This is a genomic window from Phyllobacterium phragmitis (assembly GCF_002980495.1).
In the GTDB taxonomy this organism is placed as follows: Bacteria; Pseudomonadota; Alphaproteobacteria; order Rhizobiales; family Rhizobiaceae; genus Paramesorhizobium; species Paramesorhizobium phragmitis.
Genome location: NZ_PVBR01000019.1, coordinates 1 through 12,776, shown reverse-complemented (window position 1 = coordinate 12,776; position 12,776 = coordinate 1). Strand labels below are relative to the sequence as shown.

Annotated in this window: 12 protein-coding genes and 1 pseudogene; 8 read left to right on the top strand and 5 right to left on the bottom strand. The window is 60.4% G+C overall.

Annotation, left to right across the window (positions count from 1 at the left end; all coding sequences use genetic code 11):
- Nucleotides 1–7 precede the first annotated feature (7 nt).
- On the bottom strand, nt 8–2,467 hold the full coding sequence (locus C5748_RS20745; RefSeq protein ID WP_105743901.1) for a penicillin acylase family protein: 2,460 nt from the start codon (nt 2,465–2,467) through the stop codon (nt 8–10).
- A 90-nt stretch (nt 2,468–2,557) separates the two neighbouring features.
- On the opposite strand from C5748_RS20745, the gene C5748_RS20740 reads away from it, so the two are divergent.
- On the top strand, nt 2,558–3,427 hold the full coding sequence (locus C5748_RS20740; protein WP_105743899.1) for an NAD(P)-dependent oxidoreductase: 870 nt from the start codon (nt 2,558–2,560) through the stop codon (nt 3,425–3,427).
- Between the two features lie 10 nt (nt 3,428–3,437).
- Here C5748_RS20740 and C5748_RS20735 read toward each other — a convergent pair whose 3' ends face one another.
- Nucleotides 3,438–4,985 carry a sensor histidine kinase gene (locus tag C5748_RS20735; RefSeq protein ID WP_105743897.1) on the bottom strand — a complete coding sequence of 516 codons (1,548 nt, stop codon included), beginning with the start codon at nt 4,983–4,985 and terminating at the stop codon, nt 3,438–3,440.
- Nucleotides 4,986–5,277: 292 nt separating this feature from the next.
- Here C5748_RS20735 and C5748_RS20730 point away from each other — a divergent pair, with 292 nt between their 5' ends.
- From C5748_RS20730 to C5748_RS20715, 4 genes are all read left to right on the top strand, one after another.
- Nucleotides 5,278–5,880: a thermonuclease family protein gene (locus C5748_RS20730; protein ID WP_105743895.1), complete on the top strand. Its 603-nt coding sequence runs from the start codon at nt 5,278–5,280 to the stop codon at nt 5,878–5,880.
- Nucleotides 5,867–6,478, top strand: a complete 612-nt coding sequence (locus tag C5748_RS20725) for a glutathione S-transferase family protein (protein ID WP_105743893.1) — start codon at nt 5,867–5,869, stop codon at nt 6,476–6,478. Before C5748_RS20730 ends, C5748_RS20725 begins: the two co-directional genes overlap by 14 nt.
- A gap of 26 nt (nt 6,479–6,504) precedes the next feature.
- Nucleotides 6,505–7,122, top strand: coding sequence for a uracil-DNA glycosylase family protein (locus C5748_RS20720; RefSeq protein ID WP_245581896.1), 618 nt, complete (start codon nt 6,505–6,507; stop codon nt 7,120–7,122).
- Nucleotides 7,123–7,222: 100 nt separating this feature from the next.
- The gene (locus C5748_RS20715; protein ID WP_105743889.1) at nt 7,223–7,702 is read left to right on the top strand and encodes an Lrp/AsnC family transcriptional regulator; all 480 of its coding nucleotides are present in this window, start codon (nt 7,223–7,225) and stop codon (nt 7,700–7,702) included.
- Between the two features lie 234 nt (nt 7,703–7,936).
- Here the strand turns inward: C5748_RS20715 and cobT are convergent, their stop codons facing one another.
- Nucleotides 7,937–8,959, bottom strand: coding sequence for a nicotinate-nucleotide--dimethylbenzimidazole phosphoribosyltransferase (gene cobT, locus C5748_RS20705; RefSeq protein ID WP_105743887.1), 1,023 nt, complete (start codon nt 8,957–8,959; stop codon nt 7,937–7,939).
- Between the two features lie 218 nt (nt 8,960–9,177).
- On the opposite strand from cobT, the gene C5748_RS20700 reads away from it, so the two are divergent.
- From C5748_RS20700 to C5748_RS20690, 3 genes are read left to right on the top strand one after another with little or no spacing between them, the layout of a single operon-like run.
- Nucleotides 9,178–9,960 (top strand): adenosylcobinamide-GDP ribazoletransferase, encoded by a 783-nt coding sequence (locus tag C5748_RS20700; RefSeq protein WP_105744051.1) that lies wholly within the window; start codon nt 9,178–9,180, stop codon nt 9,958–9,960.
- A gap of 51 nt (nt 9,961–10,011) precedes the next feature.
- On the top strand, nt 10,012–10,254 hold the full coding sequence (locus C5748_RS20695; RefSeq protein ID WP_105743885.1) for a DUF1289 domain-containing protein: 243 nt from the start codon (nt 10,012–10,014) through the stop codon (nt 10,252–10,254).
- Complete coding sequence (locus C5748_RS20690) at nt 10,251–10,955, top strand: TIGR02281 family clan AA aspartic protease (protein WP_105743883.1); 705 nt, start codon at nt 10,251–10,253, stop codon at nt 10,953–10,955. The genes C5748_RS20695 and C5748_RS20690 overlap by 4 nt, the downstream gene beginning before the upstream one ends.
- A 2-nt stretch (nt 10,956–10,957) precedes the next feature.
- Here C5748_RS20690 and dusA read toward each other — a convergent pair whose 3' ends face one another.
- Nucleotides 10,958–11,968 carry a tRNA dihydrouridine(20/20a) synthase DusA gene (gene dusA / locus C5748_RS20685; RefSeq protein ID WP_280953496.1) on the bottom strand — a complete coding sequence of 337 codons (1,011 nt, stop codon included), beginning with the start codon at nt 11,966–11,968 and terminating at the stop codon, nt 10,958–10,960.
- Between the two features lie 191 nt (nt 11,969–12,159).
- Nucleotides 12,160–12,645 (bottom strand): annotated as a pseudogene (locus C5748_RS20680) (transposase); the annotation flags it as partial.
- Between the last annotated feature and the right edge of the window lie 131 nt (nt 12,646–12,776).

Sequence of the window (12,776 nt, the reverse complement as noted above, 5' to 3'; positions counted from 1 at the left end):
GCGGCTGTCATCGTTTCGGCAACAATCGCCATGTGCCGAGCAGCCCGTCCTGATAGGCGGCCTCGGAAACGGGAATGGTGAACGCCTCCACCCTGCCCCAGCGTTCCGCCATGTCCTGATAGTGCGATGACAGCACGTTTCCAGACTGACCGGTCGTCTGGATATAGGTCGACCGGTCGAGATCGCTCAGATCGAATATGCCGCGATAGCTGGTGCCATGCGTCGCACGATAGGGATTGTCCTCGTCGTTCCAGTTCGACGTGCCGCGATCGAGCGTATAGGCGCCGCCGGATGCAGGCTCGTCGACGTCGAATATCCGGTCGAGCGGTTTTACCCGCGCAAAAGGCCTATGTGCGCCATAGGCATAATGCAGGGCGCCCCAGTTCCACGCCTCGCGATCGGAACCGAGGCGTGTTTCAAGATCGGACACCGCATCCTTCAGAGCGAGCGCCAGCACGTCGCCGCAGCTTTCCCGCTCCGCCGTGCGCCTGTCGTCGCACCAGTCGCGCGCGGCATCAGGCGAAAGCCAGTGCAGCATGGCATTGGCCCTCGCCCGCCAGAACGCCGGAAAGGCATCGCCCAGATCGTCCGAGATGATGCGCTTGGTGGCAAATCGCAGCCACGCCTCGAAGATGAGCGATTCCGAGCGTGTCTTGTCCTGGCGGTAATCCCATCGCCGCAGCGTCATCACAGCGTCGGCATTCACGTCGCTGCGCCCTTCGACGAGGTCGAGCATGACAGGGCCGAGCGCCGCATAGGCCGGCGAATAATCATCCCCCTGCGCCTGCCGGTTGGTTTCCAGCGTCTGCTTGACATTGCTGTCGAGCATCAGCGTGGCGATGCGGTCGCGCCGCCATTCCTCGTCCCAGTCGAAGGTCAGGAAAGGCGCATAGCTGCCGTCGACGATCTTGCTGTTGGCCGTGCCGATGGCGCCGCGGGGCGGATTGTATTCACGCGGAAGCGCCTCATAGGGGATATAGCCTTTCCAATCATAGGTCGCATCCCAGCCGGGCGAAGGCGCCCGCCCCATGATCCTGTTGGCCGGATCGCGCACAGGCACGCGCCCCGGCGCGATCAGTCCGATATTGCCCTCCACATCGGCCACCACCATCGACTGCATCGGCGCCACGAAATCATGCATGCCGTCCAGAAATGCCTGGACGGATTGGAAATCCCACAAGCGGAACCCTGCCGATATCGTCGTGTCGTCATGGGCAAGCGCCGTCCATTGCAGCGCCGGGACGGTTCCCTCAGGCAGATAGCGCTGCAGCCCGCGATAGCTCGCAGGGAGAACCGGACCATGGCGGGTGGCGCGGCGCTCGAAGGTGACATCCTGCCCGCCCTTCACCCGGATCGTCTCCACTCGTTTGTCGAAGGGTCTGTAGCCGTCAGGCGTCAGATATTCATCCGGATTTTCGGGGTTGATCCGCTCCACGAAAATATCCTGCGCATCCGATGCGGTGTTGGTGAAACCCCAGGCAACGCGGTCATTGCGCCCGAGAAAAACCAGCGGTGTTCCCGGCAGGGTAACGCCGACGAGGTTGCGTGTCCGGCCATCCGGCGTCTTCACCTGGAGATGCGCCAGATACCAGAGCGACGGTGCGGTGAACTCCAGATGCGGATCATTGGCCAAAATGGGCTTGCCCGTCTCGGTCTTCTCTCCCGCAAGCACCCAATTGTTCGATGCGCCCTTCCCCATCATGCCGTCGAGCGCGGCAAAACGCCGCTCAGCGGGACGTGCCGCACTGATTGGTCCACTCTCTAGCCCGAGCAGGACTTTCAGGTCCGGCAGGGACGGTGGCCTATCCTCGCGCAGCGGCGGCAGAAGATCGTTTATTTCCGCGTTGCTCATCCCGAGCCGCGCGAATTTCAGCCGCTCCATCTCCTCGTTGATATTGGCGGCAAGCGTCACCGGCATCATCTTGACCGTGGCGACCACATCGGTGGCCTGCCATGGCTCCGGCCTGCGATTGAGCATGACGAATTCGGGTGCGAATTTCGAGGCAAATGGCCTGGCGTTCTGCTCGATGAAAGCATTGACGCCGCGCGCATAGGCCTCGACGGTTCTGCGGTCCGCTTCGTTCAGCACGTTGAATGATGCGGCCGCCGCGCCATAGGTATCGATTGTGCGCAGGAACATGTCGGTTCCGATCGTCGCCTCGCCGAAGATTTCGGAAAGGCGGCCATGCGCGGCCATGCGAGCCACCTCCATCTGCCACAGACGCTCCTGCGCATGAACGAAGCCCAGCGCCATCGCGACGTCTTCCATGGATGCGCCTGATATATGCGGCACGGCGTTTTGGTCACGCGTGACCGTTACGGGCGCGCCAAGCCCCGCCAGCTGCGCTTCACCGCTCGCCGGAGCGACGGATCGGGCGATCCAGATATAGACGACGATGGCTGCGAGCAATGCGAGGGGAACAAGGGAAAACACGACCCATAAAAGGCCTTTGATGATCCGCCGCATTGTCCTAGTTTCCCTCTCTGATCATTCGCAGGCGCCGGACAGTACTCTACACGACAGCGCCTCCCACACTATTGAAGAGGAAAACAGGCAATGGCAACAGTGGCATTCATTGGTCTCGGCGTCATGGGATACCCGATGGCAGGTCACCTCAAAACGCGCGGCGGGCATGATGTAACGGTCTATAACCGGACCGGCGCCAAGGCGGAAAAATGGGCTGGAGAATTCAGCGGCAAGCATGCCGCGACGCCCGCCGAGGCCGCCAGGGACAAGGATTTCGTTTTCTCATGTGTCGGCAATGACGACGATCTGCGCTCGGTGACAACAGGCGGCGATGGCGCGTTTTCCACCATGAAAAAAGGCGCCGTCTTCATCGACAACACCACCGCCTCGGCGGAGATTGCCCGCGAACTGGCCGCGGAGGCGGAAAGGCGCGGCTTCCATTTCCTCGATGCGCCGGTTTCCGGCGGACAGGCCGGAGCTGAAAACGGCGTGCTGACCGTCATGGTCGGCGGCGATGAGAAGGTCTTCGAGCTGGCGAGCCCGGTGATCGAGGCCTATGCGCGCGCCGTCGGGCTGATGGGACCTGTCGGCGCGGGACAATTAACCAAGATGGTTAACCAGATATGCATCGCCGGCCTCGTCCAGGGGCTCGCCGAAGGCATGAATTTCGGCAAGAAGGCCGGCCTCGATATGGAAAAGGTGATCGGCGTGATCTCCAAGGGCGCGGCCGGTTCCTGGCAGATGGAAAACCGCTACAAGACGATGAACGCCGGCAAATATGATTTCGGTTTTGCCGTGGACTGGATGCGCAAGGATCTGGGCATCTGTCTCGAAGAAGCCGACCGCAATGGCGCGCTCCTGCCGGTCACAGCGCTTGTCGATCAGTTCTACAAGGAAGTGCAGAAGCTCGGCGGCAACCGCTGGGATACATCCTCGCTTCTGGCCCGCCTCGAAAAATAGAACGACGCGATCAGGCTGCGGCGCGCGAGCGCTTGGCCGTCCGTGATTTCGGCTCGCCGGATTTTGCCCCGATGGCCGGCATGGCTTCCGTGACGCGCGAGGCAGGGAAGATGGCGAACCCTTCCGTGCCTTCGCGCAGCTTTGAATAAAGCCGGAATTCGCCGCCATGCATCGCCATCAGCGCCTGTACGATCGGCAGGCCGAGGCCGGTGCCCTGCTCCGCGCTCTTGATGGCGATACTGCCTTGCCCGAAGGCCGACAGCACGACCGGTATCTCCTCCTGCGGAATGCCCGGCCCGTTGTCACGGATCGAAATATATTGTCCGCCGCCCGCCGTCCATCCGACCTTGACCTGGATCTCGCCGTTCGCCGGAGTGAATTTCACGGCATTCGACAAGAGGTTCAAAACGATCTGCCGAACGGAACGGATATCGACCCACAAAAGCGGCAGATCCTGCTCGAAATGCTCCACCAGCCTGATGTTCTTCTTCTGCAGCTTGATCTGCATCAGGTGAATGGTTTCGCTAACCGCATCCACCAGCCGCGTCGCTTCCTCGTTGAGCGCATAGCGTCCCGCTTCAACCCGGCTCAGATCCAGTATTTCATTGATCAGATTGAGAAGATGCTGACCCGATGTGTGGATGTCGCGGGCATAATCCTTGTAGGTCTCGTTGCCCATTCCCCCGAGTATCTCCTTCGACATGACTTCGGAGAACCCCAGGATGGCATTGAGCGGCGTGCGCAATTCATGGCTCATCGACGCCAGAAACCGCGATTTGGCGAGATTGGCCTCCTCGGCACGGCGGCGCGCCTCATCGGACATGGCATTGGCGGTTTCCAGTTCCCCGATCAGCGCGTCCTTCTCGCTCTGGAAGGCAAGCGTCAGGCGCGCCGATTGGTTGAAGTGGTTCGCGACATAAGTGAAGAATATCAGCGCCAGGACCAGCATCACCACCAGCGTGCCGTGGAAGATCGGCGGTAATTCCGTTCTGGAGGTCAGGCTGTAGACTATAATCGGCAGCGCAAATGCCGCGAAGGTCGCCCCGCGCAGCGCCGAGCAGATAATGGCGGTGGCCGCCATCGCCACCAGGAGGACCAGCGCCTGCACGAAGGGGAAGAAATCGACGCCGCAAGCCCCGCAACGGACCATTGCAAAATATGCCCAGCTCAGGCCGGTTATTGCTTGGCCAGCAAAAAAAACATTCTTCCAATGCTCTATATTGAGCTGGTCCGCTGGCGTCTGGTTGAATTTGCGGGTCGCCAGAGCCAGAAATCCATAACAGCCGATCGTCAGCAAGACCCAGATCGTCATCTGCCGCTCAAGACCGATCAGAAAACCGGAGAAGGCCACGATCAACACAAGAATGCCGACGGAAGCGGCGCTCGCCGCCATGGCGCGCGCATATATCAGCAATATCTCATATTCATAATTGGCCTGGCCGGCCGTTTCGAGCAGACGGTCGCGGGTTTTCCGCACCGTTTGCGCAAGCTCGGCATTACGCGAGACGCGGCGGCGATCGACGATATTCTTGTCGAGGGTCGTGGACCATGACGCCATATCAATAGTTTCCGCGCTAGGTTCCACAGCCTGAGATTGCAGTCATAATATTACTCATGCGCGGCAGAATATGCAGCAATGATTAAAAGAACCTCAAGGTTTACGTTAGAATAAATGGTCAAAATGCAGAAAGTTTTCTGCTTGCCATGGTGTAAATGGAAAATGAGACGTGCGGAACGTATATAGGCGGCCATACAGGCGCCCGGATAGGCGCAATGACGCAGCCCGGGGATGGCATCGCCGGCGGCGGCCGCAACGGCGACCAGCGCTGCGCCGGCTGCTGGACTGGCTGTTGACGATCGCCTTCTTCGCCCTTCTGGCGCTTGTCGTGACACGACTCAATAAGCCTCTTCCCGATCGGGGCCCACCCGAAGGTCCGGCCTACGCCATCGATGGAGACACGCTTGTGATCGGCGGCCGGCATATACGCCTGCAGGGGATCGACGCGCCGGAAATGAAGCAGATCTGCCGCAATCAGGGGCGCGACTACGATTGCGGGGCTGAAGCCCGCAATGCGCTCAGAACATTGATCAATGGACGCCCCGTGCACTGCTCCGGCTCGCGCAACGATAAATATAACCGGCTGCTCGGCGACTGCCGGGTGGGCGATCTCGACCTCAACCGCAGCATGGTCGAGAAGGGCTGGGCCGTCGCCTATGGCGGCTACGACAGCGAGGAAGCCCTGGCCCGCAGCGAGCGGCGCGGTGTCTGGGCCGGAACTTTCGAGCGTCCGCAGGATTGGCGAAGAGCGCATGAAGCGTCAGAAGCCTTGCAGGAAACGCCGCACAACGTCCCTTCGCCTCTCGAAACCTTCATGGAAAATCTCTATCTGAAACTGAAAAGCCTGATATCGACCCTTTTTGACCGGGAGCAGCGCAACAATGAAGCTCTATGATGGTGGACGCGCGCCCAATCCCCGCCGCGTGCGGGTTTTTCTTGCCGAGAAAGGCATCGATGTCCCGCTTATTGCCGTGGACATGGGGGCGATGGGGCATAAATCCGCCGAGATAACCGAACGCAATCCATTGCAGAGATTGCCGGTGCTCGAGCTGGACGACGGCACCATCCTGACCGAATCCATCGCCATCTGCCGCTATTTCGAGGCTCTTCATCCACACCCGCCCCTCTTCGGCAAGGAGGGATTGGAGCAGGCGCGCGTCGAAATGTGGAACCGGCGCATGGAACTGACCTTCATGACAGCGGTTCAGGCGGCATTCCGCCACACGCATCCGGCAATGAAGGAATGGGAAACCCCGCAAATACCCGAATGGGGCGAAGTCAACCGGCCAAAGGCGCTGGCCTTCCTGTCGTTTCTCGACCAGGAGTTGGGGAGTCGGCCCTTCATCGCCGGCGATGAATATTCCGTCGCAGACATTACCGGCATGATCGCCGTCGATTTCATGAAACCGGCGAAGATCGCCGTTCCAGACGATCTGGCCAACATACGCCGCTGGCACGAGAGCGTGAAAGCACGCCCCAGCGCCAGAGCTTGAACAGGCAAGGAATGCATCAAACGAACATGGCCGCGCTATTGGCCGAAATCGCGCAGTGCCGCATCTGCCGGGATGCCCCGCGTTACGGCAAACCGCTCTCGCATGAGCCGCGCCCGGTCTGTGTCATGTCGCGGACGGCCCGCATCGCCATCTGCGGACAGGCCCCGGGCATCCGCGTGCACAATACGGGTCTGCCGTTCAATGATCCCTCAGGCGATCGTCTCAGGCAATGGCTGGGCGTGACGCGCGACCAGTTCTACGATCCGGCCCTGTTCGCCATCGTGCCGATGGGCTTCTGCTTTCCAGGCTATGACGCTCATGGCGGCGATCTGCCGCCACGCCGGGAATGCCGGGAGATATGGCATGACCGTGTGTTTGCCGAAATGCCGCAGATCGAATTGATCATCGCCATCGGACAATATGCGCAGGCCTATCATATGGGCAGCCGCCGCAAGGCCTCGATGACGCAAACCGTCCTCGACTGGCGGTCATTCCTGGAACCCCCGACTGAGGCCGGACATATCGTTCTGCCCCTGCCCCATCCCTCCTGGCGCAACAGCGGTTGGCTCAAGCGTAATCCCTGGTTCGAGCGCGAACTGGTTCCCGAACTTCAGCGCCGCGTTCAAGAACTGACTAAACTATGAAATATAATTCCCTATATACCCTGGATGCGTAGAAGCAGTTTCTTGAATGCTCTAGCATTATTGCTGCATAAGGTATTATATTTTTATGAGAGGCTATGCCATGGACAGACTGGATCGGAAAATTCTGCGGCTATTGCAGGAAGATGCGACGCTTGCGGTGGCCGATGTCGCCAAGAAAGTCGGGCTTTCGACGACACCGTGCTGGCGCCGTATCCAGAAGCTGGAAGAAGAAGGCGTCATCAAACGCAGGGTGGCGATTCTCGATCCGGTGCGGATCAATGCGCGCGTCACGGTTTTCGTCGCCATTCGCACGAGTTCGCACAGTCATGAATGGCTGAAGCGCTTTTCGGAAGTGGTGCAAGAATTTCCCGAAGTCGTGGAATTCTATCGCATGAGCGGAGATATCGACTATCTCCTGCGCGTCGTCGTTCCCGATATCGCCGCCTATGATTCCTTCTACAAGCGCCTGATCGCAAAGATCGACATACGCGACGTGTCGTCGTCCTTCGCGATGGAGCAGATCAAATATACGACCGAATTGCCGCTCGATTATATGTCGCTTGATAAAGAGCCTGCGTAGTAGACTAGGGCGGTTCCTGTTTTGATGGAATCGCGGGGCACCCCCCTCTGGCCTGCCGGCCATCTCCCCCACAAGGGGGGAGATTGGCTGACATTGATGGCGGCATATCCCCTGCTACGTTGGCGATTAGCGAAAGCGGAAATCATAGCCTAATCTCCCTCCTTGAGGGGGAGATGCCCGGCAGGGCAGAGGGGGGTGTTGCAACTCTCATCGCTCCCCAAAAAAAGCGCCGCCTCAATCGGCTTTCCCACTAACACCGGCCTGCTCGAATGTCGCCATCCCCGCGTGGCAGAGCGCAGCTGCCTTGACGATGCCGGCGGCAAGTGCGGCACCTGTTCCCTCGCCGAGCCTCATGCCGAGATCGAGCAAGGGCTTCTTGCCGAGCTTCTCCAGCATCTTGCGATGGCCGGGCTCCGCCGAGACATGGCCGAAAAGGCAATGATCGATCGCCGCCGGATTGGCCGCATGCAGGATTGCCGCCGCAGATGTCGCGACATAACCATCGATGATCACAGGAACTTTTTCCATGCGCGCGGCGAGAATGGCGCCCGCCATCGCGGCGATTTCGCGCCCGCCGAGACGGCGCATGAGTTCCAGCGGGTCCTTCAGATGATTGCGATGCAGGTCTACCGCCGCCCGCACCGCCGCCGCCTTGCGCCTCAGCCCGTCGCTGTCCGCTCCGGTCCCCGGTCCGACCCAATCCTCTGCCGTTCCGCCATAAAGACCGTGGCTGATTGCTGCCGCGATGGTGGTGTTGCCGATACCCATTTCGCCGATGCAAAGCAGATCTGTGCCGCCGGCGATCGCCTCCATGCCGAAGGCCATGGTCGCAGCACAGGTCTTCTCGTCCATCGCGGCTTCCTCGGTGATGTCGCCGGTGGGATATTCGAGCGCCAGGTCGAATACCTTCAGGCCAAGATCATGGGCGATGCACATCTGGTTGATCGCAGCACCACCCGCCGCGAAATTCTCGACCATCTGCGCCGTCACGCTCGAAGGATAGGGCGAAACGCCCTTGGCGGTGACGCCGTGATTGCCGGCGAAGACGGCCACGAGCGGCCGCGTCACCTGCGGCTTTGCATTGCCGGTCCATGCGGCGAGCCAGACGGCGATCTCCTCCAGCCGCCCGAGCGAGCCGGCTGGCTTGGTCAGCACCGCATCGCGCTGGCGCACCGCCGCGGCGGCATGCTCGTCCGGCCCGGGAAGGTTGCGGATCAATTCGCGGAAATCGTCGAAGGGCAGGCCGGTCGTTGTCACGTCTGATATCCTGTCAAGCAAGGTTGGTGGCGAGGTTGATGGCAATTGTGCCGCGCAAGTCCTATAAGCGCCTGCTGCGAAAATTCAAATGACGCTTGGCGATACATCCCGTCGCAGTTCCTAAAGCAGGTCCAGGAAAAGTGGAAACCGGTTTTCCGTCCGGACCTGCGGGGAAACAGAAAACAAGTCCAGGAAAAATGGGAATGGAGAACAGGATCATGAACACAGACGGTCTTCTGGCGGAAATCATGCGCTCGCTCGGCTTCCTGACGCGCCTGCCGGTATCCCAGTCCTGGTTTGCCGGCCAGAACGGGTCGCTGGCGACCAACAGCCGTGTCTTCCCGCTCGCCGGCGCGGTGATCGCTCTGCCCGCCGCTGCCGCGCTCGTCCTCGCCAGCCTCTTCAATCTGCCCCCCGCTGTCGCCAGCCTCATCGCCATCGCCATTCTCGCCATCATCACCGGCGCCCTGCATGAGGACGGGCTGGCCGATGTCGCCGATGGCTTTTTCGGCGGCGCGACGGAAAAACAGCGTCTGGAAATCATGAAGGATTCGCGCATCGGCACGTTTGCCGCACTGGCGCTCATCGTCTCGGTCGGCCTGCGCACCCTGCTCCTGGCTGCGATCATCGAACATGCCGGCGCAGGGCTGGCCGCCCTCGCCCTGATCGGCACGGAAGCGGCAAGCCGCGCCGTTCTGGTACAGTTCTGGCATATGCTGCCTTCGGCAAGGCCGGGCGGATTGGCCGATGGCGCGGGCTCGCCCGACGATACCGCCACCTATACCGCCCTTCTCGCCGGCTTTCTCATCCTGATCGTCACCTATGTGCCCGCGGGCGGCATCGGCGGTCTTTTGATCGCAGTGCTGATTTGCGGCGCAGCCACTTTCGGCTTTGCCAATCTCTGCACGCTCAAGATCGGCGGCCAGACCGGCGATACGCTGGGCGCGGCACAGCAGATCGCGGCGGTGACGCTTCTGACAGGGCTTGTCATGATGGTGTGATACGACCACATTGAAGGAAGCTCCGTTGAGGAAAAAAGGCCGCGCAACCGCATGAGCATGATCGAATCACCCTGCATCCTCGTCTGCTCGATAGACGCCAACACCGGCTATTGCTTCGGTTGCGGCCGCACGATCGACGAGATCGGCGCGTGGACGATGATGACGCCGGAACGCCGCCGTGAAATCTCGACAAAGCTTCCGGCACGTCTCGAAACGATGGAACGCAAACCCAGGCGCGAGACCCGGCGAGCCCGCATGACGCGCGGCAGGCTGGAACAGGAGAACGATCGATGAACCGTCTTTTTTGGATCATTGTCGCGCTCATCGGCGGCGTCGCCCTGCTTTTGATGGCCAATAATGACAGCGGCACGACGCTTGGTGTCGCCAACGATGCCTTCGCCAATGCCGCCTATCTCGGCATATGGGGCATCGTCATCGCCGCGGCGCTGCTCGGCTCGGGCATCAGGCTCGGCGATTTCGCCCGCAGCATCGCCATATGGGTGATCATCATTCTGGCGCTCGTCGCCGGCTATCAGTATCGCTACGAGTTGCAGGATGTCGCAAGCCGCATAACGGCTGGTCTCATTCCAGGCAGTGCGATATCGAACAGGGGCAGCGATGGCAGCCTGACCGTGACGCTCGCCAAAGCCGCCAACGGGCACTTCCAGGTGAACGGCAGGGTCAATGGCGCGCGCGTGCCGTTTCTCGTCGATACCGGCGCCTCGATGGTCATCCTGTCCAGCGAAGATGCGAGACGCGCTGGTATCGATACCGCCAGCCTGTCCTATTCCGTCCCCATCATGACGGCCAACGGCTCCGCCAGTGCTGCCATGGTCCGGATCAATACACTCCAGATCGGCGATATCGAGCGCCATGACATCCGTGCGCTGGTCGCACAGGACAACCGGATGAACGGAAGCCTGCTCGGCATGAATTTCCTCGAGACATTGCGCGGATTTTCGGTCCGTGGCGATGAACTGGTTCTTTCGGACTGATTTTAAGCCGCTTCTGCGGCGTTTTCCCCGACTTCCGCGAATGCCTTGCGGATGACACCGCTATCCGCATCTGCACGCGTCGCCTCCGTCGACAGGATTTGCCGCCAGCGCCGGGCGCCGGGCATTCCCTGGAAAAGCCCGATCATATGACGGGTGACATGCGAAAGCCTGCCGCCGCTGGCGATATGCCGGTCAGCATAGTCGCACATCGTGTCAATGAGCGTGGCGATATCGATAGGTTCACGGACGTCGCCGAATAGCCGCTGGTCCGCATCGATCAGAAGACCCGGATTATGATATGCCGCGCGGCCGAGCATAACGCCGTCGACACGGTCGAGATGACCAAGTGCTTCATCAAGCGTCTCAATTCCGCCGTTGATGCCGATGAAATGATTCTGGAATCCCGCTTTCAACCGATAGACCCTGTTATAGTCGAGCGGCGGAATATCCCGGTTCTCCTTGGGCGACAAGCCCTGCAGCCAGGCCTTGCGCGCATGCACCCAGAGCGCATCCGCCCCGGCGTCGATCACACCATGCGCCAACGTATCGAGCGCCACCTCCGGGTCCTGATCATCGACGCCGATCCGGCATTTGACGGTAACGGAAATATCGACCGCGCTTTTCATCGCCGCCACGCAGGTCGCGACCAGTTCAGGCGTTTTCATCAGGCAGGCGCCGAACGTGCCAGACTGCACGCGGTCTGACGGACAGCCGACATTGAGATTGATTTCCCGATAGCCGAAATCGACGCCGATCCGTGCAGCTTCCCCCAGTTTCACCGGATCGGAACCACCCAATTGCAGCGCTAGCGCGTGCTCCACGGCGGAAAAGCCGAGCAGCCGCTCGCGATGGCCATGAATGGCGGCATCGGCCACCACCATCTCGGTATAAAGAAGCGCACGCCGCGTCATCTGGCGATGGAAAAACCGGCAATGCCGGTCCGTCCAATCCATCATGGGTGCGACGGCGAAACGCCGAGATACGCTAATCTGAGATTTCCTTTCTTTTTCCACTACTTACGTCCTATTGTTCTCAATCACTCTTGTCTCGTTTCCTTCGTTCATGTACCAAATTCGTCGATTTTGACACCTGATTTGGTACAATGTACCAAATGAAATCGCGTGTACCAAACGAGGAATCCGCCATGGGCACCATAACCGCACGCAAGCGCAAGGACGGCAGCGTTGCCTATCTGGCGCGGGTGCGGGTCGCGCAGGCTGCGGCGAGCCAGCAACCAGCGCGCAAAGCCATCCTCGGTTTGCCAGTTGAGAGGCAGACGCACCCATTCGTAAAGACGCGACCCCTTTGCGCCTTCACCGGCCGAAAGAGGCTGCCAGGCTTGCGCTTCAAGATCGCCGACGAGCGTTGCCGGATCGGTCTGCACAAACCGCCACTCCTCAAGGAACCGCAGAACATGGTTGGAGCGGATCGCCAGCACATAGGCCTGTCTGCGTTGCTCCAGCATCCGCCTGAACTGATAATCGGACCCGTAAAGCGCGTCCGCCAGCATAAAGGCGCAAGGAGCACCTTCATCAAGGATCCGAGCGACCATTTCCCGCGCCATCGCAGGCTTGGTCGCAAAAAGGACGTCATCAGGCACGTGGGCCTTCGCCCTGCGCGCCGGGTCCTCGGCCCATCTCTTGGGCAGATAAAGCCGCCTGTCTATCAGTGCGTGCCAAAAGCGGCTGGCCTAGCATTACAGTTGCACTTTTGACGTGAAGTGTGCTTGCTGGGCTGCGGCCTGATGTGCTCGTCGCCAAAGTGACCATGCGATCATATGAGCGGGATGAACGTGTTGTCGTGCGAGACGGGTGGCGATGC

Excerpts from the sequence above, each read along its gene's own strand:
- C5748_RS20745 (WP_105743901.1), bottom strand. The coding sequence starts at position 2,467 with ATGCGGCGGATCATCAAAGGCCTTTTATGGGTCGTGTTTTCCCTTGTT.
- C5748_RS20740 (WP_105743899.1), top strand. The coding sequence starts at position 2,558 with ATGGCAACAGTGGCATTCATTGGTCTCGGCGTCATGGGATACCCGATG.
- C5748_RS20735 (WP_105743897.1), bottom strand. The coding sequence starts at position 4,985 with ATGGCGTCATGGTCCACGACCCTCGACAAGAATATCGTCGATCGCCGC.
- C5748_RS20725 (WP_105743893.1), top strand. The coding sequence starts at position 5,867 with ATGAAGCTCTATGATGGTGGACGCGCGCCCAATCCCCGCCGCGTGCGG.
- C5748_RS20720 (WP_245581896.1), top strand. The coding sequence starts at position 6,505 with ATGGCCGCGCTATTGGCCGAAATCGCGCAGTGCCGCATCTGCCGGGAT.
- C5748_RS20715 (WP_105743889.1), top strand. The coding sequence starts at position 7,223 with ATGGACAGACTGGATCGGAAAATTCTGCGGCTATTGCAGGAAGATGCG.
- C5748_RS20700 (WP_105744051.1), top strand. The coding sequence starts at position 9,178 with ATGAACACAGACGGTCTTCTGGCGGAAATCATGCGCTCGCTCGGCTTC.
- C5748_RS20695 (WP_105743885.1), top strand. The coding sequence starts at position 10,012 with ATGAGCATGATCGAATCACCCTGCATCCTCGTCTGCTCGATAGACGCC.
- C5748_RS20690 (WP_105743883.1), top strand. The coding sequence starts at position 10,251 with ATGAACCGTCTTTTTTGGATCATTGTCGCGCTCATCGGCGGCGTCGCC.